A 4,414-nucleotide genomic window follows, 5' to 3' on the forward strand; every position below is an offset into this window, starting at 1 on the left:
TTTGATTGTTTATTTGTGGTGAATTAACAATACTACTTTTAGGACTTGGCCGCTACTGCTTTTTTATAATTAAAAAAAAACTACGCCACAACCTTGGTAGGCCATCGCGCAGCGATTTTGTTCAATCGGAATTTATAGGGAGTGATTGAGGATGACAAGAGGACTGTTTTATCAAGCGATATTATAACTATGGAATAACAACTATGAAAATGGGCGGTAACTACGCAGATTATAAGAATAAAGATAAAATAAAAAAACAGGTAAAGGTCAAAGCAGGCAAAATAAAAAGGAGTCTGAAAAATAAGAAAATAGGATTAACATCAAAGTTCTTTTTCATCATATTTCGTATGACACAAACAAATGGATGGAATAAAACAGATTCCGATTATTGGAGAGATAAAGGCTGGCTTAATGGGAAAAAGCCATATTAAGGGAGATACATTAAAATTAAAGTTGTAGAATTGGAGAAAAATGATGATGTAAACCGTTAGTTGACATTATCTCCTTGAATGTTGCTTTTGGTATGGTAGAATTTTCTTTATTATTCTGTTATATTCAAACAGTAAATTAAATATGTCATCAACAGATAAATAGAGGAAAATGATTATGAATTTAGGAAAAAACATTCAACATTTGAGGAAGCAGAAGAAGATTACACAGGAACAGTTAGCTGAAATGATGTCCGTTTCCCGCCAGACAATATCGAAATGGGAGGCAGATGAAGTTATTCCCGAACTGAATAAGATAGTGGCTTTAAGCGATTTGTTTGCCTGTAAACTGGACGCTCTGGTTAAAGAAGATATGAGCGCCGGTGATGCAGTTTATTCAGAAATTATTGTAAAAAAGGTAGAAGCATTTCAGATGGCAAGATATGTAATGCTCTCACCGAATCCGGAAGATGATGTAAATGCATACATGGAAAATTGGGCACGGCGGTCTGGTCTGCTAAAAGTTTCGCCGGATGCAATGAGGATTGGATGGGACTTTCCGTTTGTCCCGCCTGAGATGACTACCAGATTTGGCATTTACGGATATGTGGCAGCTTATATTCTGCCGGAAGGATTTGAAACGAAATGTCCGGGAGTGGAATATGCTGTCCAGAAAGAAGCCGACTATGCAGTGATAACAATTTACAACCCTTTTATGGCGGTAGACCGTATCCGTGGCGGTTATAAAAAAATAATGGATTTTTTAGCCGCAAATGGATTTTGTGAAGAACCGAAGGAGAATGTTTTATCCTGTTTTGAGTATGTTTATGAAAAAGGAAGCGTTACCTGTATGGATGTGTATATTCATGTAGACAGTGTTTCAAAGACCAACAGCTTTACAAATTTTTCATAAATTACGAGGGAAAAATGGAGGAACATGGTATGGAATTAAAGGCAAGTGACATTCAAAAGCAAAGAATTAAGGAAATCGAAGAAAAAGCAGATGAATTAGTGCAAAAATGCAGTATTATGTTTGTTTCATCTGTGAATGAGAAGGGATATCCAAGAGTATGCTGCGTAAATAAGTTGAGCGATAAGGGGTTTCGGGATATATATTTTGTGACTTCCAAAAGAAGTGAAAAACAGGGGAAGGCAAAACACTTTGAAACCAACGAAAAGTCAAGTATCTGTTTCCAGCATGGGGGCGATTCTTTAACACTGGTGGGAGAAGTTGAGATCATAACGGACAGAAACGAAATGCAGGAGTTATGGAATGAGGATGATAAGAGTTTTTTCCCAAAAGGGATTGATGATCCTAAGATAAGATTTATTCATTTCCATACATTGGAGGCAACTTTCTGGATAGAACACAAATTCAGGACTGTAAAATATAAATAGGGATTCGTTTCCCCAATTGATTGATGAAAGGTTGTAACTATGGCAATGTGGAATCCGTGGCGTGGCTGCCACAAACATAGCGAGGGGTGTAAATACTGTTACATTCATAAAGGTGATTTAAAACGTGGGATGGATACGGACAATATTGTTAAAACAGACAATTTTTATGCACCTGTCGCTAAAAATAAATCGGGGGACTACAAAATCAAATCGGGGCAAACCGTATATCTTTGCTTCTCCACGGATTTTCTGATTGAGGAGGCTGATGAATGGCGTTTGGAATGCTGGCAGATGATACGGGAGCGTTCTGACCTGCATTTTTTGTTCCTGACAAAGCGTATTGATCGGTTTATGGATTGCGTCCCGGAGGACTGGAATGATGGATACGACAATGTATCGGTTGGCTGTACGGTGGAAAATCAGGACAGGGCTGATTACAGGCTTTCCATTTTCAATGAGCTGCCAATCAGACATAAAAATATTATCTGCCAGCCACTGATTGAAGAAATAGACATTAGTGCCTATCTTAACCATGTTGAATTAGTCGTGGTTGGCGGCGAATCGGACAGAAACGCCAGACCGCTTGACTATGCATGGGTACTTTCCATACGGGAACAATGTATCGCCCATAAAGTACATTTTGAGTTTCGGCAGTGCGGGACACATTTTATTAAGGACGGAAAGAAATACGTTCTGGCTACCCGTGATTTGTGCAGTCAGGCGAGAAAAGCGAATATCAATTATTGAGCAGATAAAGGAGCCTGTTTTGAATTTGAAGAACACGAAAAAATACATATGGATATTCCTGCTGTGCTGTCTGCTACCTTCCAATATACTGTGGTACACTGCATATTCGGCGGGGGACGAGTCCGTATCGACTTCGCTTGTCATTCTGACCTCATTTCTTCCGGCACTGACTTCGCTTATTCTATGTAAGATAAGCAGGGAAGGATGGGAAAATCTTATGATTCTCCCGAACATCAAAAAAGCATGAAAATCTACCTTTTTGCAGTAGCCGGTACGCTCATCATGAGTTACTTAAACGAGCTGCTCATGTATCTTATGTTCAGGGGAGAGGTTTTCAATCCCTCTTCTGCTTTATTGCAGTCTATCCGCAAAAAGTAACCTGCATAAGTGTATATGTCAATGCTGTTATGGTGGATATTTTATTCCAGATTTGCGATTGCCCGCCGAAGAAGAACAGCCGATAGGCGCATGGGGACAGCGGCATCTGGACTATCTGAAGCAATATTGCAAAGTTACATACATCAATCTTCTTACAATCGGCAAGCTGAATGCTTATCTTATCAGCATTGACAGACAGGCGCAGGAACGCTTTGAAAGGCTCATTGAGGACATAAACAGGCACAAGGCAAACAGAACAGTTAAAGGCTGAAAATGCCTTAGAATGGGTAGGGCATTTAGGCAACATAAGAGCTTGTGCAAGGGAGATTGTAAACAAGGAAATTATTTTGGCATAAGTGGACAAAAGCGGCAGGGAGAATGATCTCTGTCGCTTTTTAAATGTCAAGAATTTTGTAGATTTTGCAAATAAGTGATTTCTGTGCCATGACAAATTATGGCTATTGCAAAAATTTTAGAATGGTGCTAAAACAGTTATTGACCTTGAGTCAATAACTGAATACAAAGGAGGTGAAATAACATTTGGCTAGACCTGTAAAAAAGACACCAGAACAATGGAAAAAGGAAATACTGGATGCAGCACAGAAACTGTTTATCTCCAAAGGATACGAAGAAACTTCGGTTTCTGACATTATGGATATGGTAGGTGGAGCAAAAGGAATGTTTTACCGTTGTTTTCAAAGCAAAGAGGAAGTAATGTACGCATTAGACAATCAAATGTTTTTCGAGGACAATCCATTTGAAACAGTCAAGGGGAGGGATGACTTGAACGCTCTGCAAAAAATCAGGTTGTTGCTTACACTGAATCAGTCGGACGCTGAACGAAACCAGATAAATATGCAGGCAGTCCCGATTTTGAAAGACCCGCACATTTTAGCGGCGGCAGTTGCAGAAAACAGGCGTGTATTAACCCCCTTGTGGTTGGAATTGTTGGAGGAGGGAAAAAAGGACGGTTCTATCAAGACGGAATACATAAAGGAGTTTTCCGAGCTTTTGCCGCTTATCAACTTCTGGCTCATGCCCTCGGTATTCCCTGCAACAGAGGAAGAACTGTATCATAAATATCATTTTGTGAAGGAAGTATTAGCCCATATGGGACTGCCGCTTTATGATGATGATACGACAACCTTTACAGAAAAATTTATTACTGATATTACGGAAACACCCTGCGGGCATATTTCTATGCCAGAAAATGCAGGAAAAAGTAAGGAAAAAGGAGGGAATCAGCCATGACGGAAAAATTATTTACAAAAAATTCACGCTCCTTTGCTCATGTGAGATAAAGAAGTAAAAGAAGTGTAAAAAATTTTGCCGTTCTCTGTCCGGCTGACTGCCGGACGGGTCGGGCTTTAGTCGGGCAATTCTACCTTGCCGGGTAGTGTAAATAAGTTTGTGTTTTTGGAAATAAATGGCTCCTTTTTGGTAAGAATTAGGATATGCAAATT

General features: G+C 39.5%; 6 protein-coding genes and 1 pseudogene. All 7 read left to right on the forward strand.

Going from position 1 to position 4,414, the window contains the following annotated elements:
* Positions 1-203 precede the first annotated feature (203 nt).
* Positions 204-431 carry a hypothetical protein gene (locus tag D7Y06_RS24100; RefSeq protein ID WP_120410036.1) on the forward strand — a complete coding sequence of 76 codons (228 nt, stop codon included), beginning with the start codon at positions 204-206 and terminating at the stop codon, positions 429-431.
* Positions 432-606: 175 nt separating this feature from the next.
* Complete coding sequence (locus D7Y06_RS24105) at positions 607-1,341, forward strand: helix-turn-helix transcriptional regulator (RefSeq protein ID WP_120410037.1); 735 nt, start codon at positions 607-609, stop codon at positions 1,339-1,341.
* Positions 1,342-1,370: 29 nt separating this feature from the next.
* Positions 1,371-1,826, forward strand: a complete 456-nt coding sequence (locus tag D7Y06_RS24110) for a pyridoxamine 5'-phosphate oxidase family protein (RefSeq protein WP_158591488.1) — start codon at positions 1,371-1,373, stop codon at positions 1,824-1,826.
* 39 nt (positions 1,827-1,865) lie between these two features.
* Entirely contained in the window at positions 1,866-2,573 is a 708-nt protein-coding gene (locus D7Y06_RS24115) for a DUF5131 family protein (protein ID WP_120410039.1), read from the forward strand.
* A 204-nt stretch (positions 2,574-2,777) separates the two neighbouring features.
* Complete coding sequence (locus D7Y06_RS28720) at positions 2,778-2,951, forward strand: hypothetical protein (RefSeq protein ID WP_158591489.1); 174 nt, start codon at positions 2,778-2,780, stop codon at positions 2,949-2,951.
* A gap of 1 nt (position 2,952) precedes the next feature.
* Positions 2,953-3,307, forward strand: a pseudogene (locus D7Y06_RS24120) (TnpV protein).
* A 184-nt stretch (positions 3,308-3,491) separates the two neighbouring features.
* Positions 3,492-4,202, forward strand: a complete 711-nt coding sequence (locus tag D7Y06_RS24125) for a TetR/AcrR family transcriptional regulator (RefSeq protein ID WP_120410040.1) — start codon at positions 3,492-3,494, stop codon at positions 4,200-4,202.
* Positions 4,203-4,414: the final 212 nt, after the last annotated feature.

Source organism: Roseburia sp. 1XD42-69 (genome assembly GCF_003612565.1).
In the GTDB taxonomy this organism is placed as follows: domain Bacteria; phylum Bacillota; class Clostridia; order Lachnospirales; family Lachnospiraceae; genus Roseburia_B.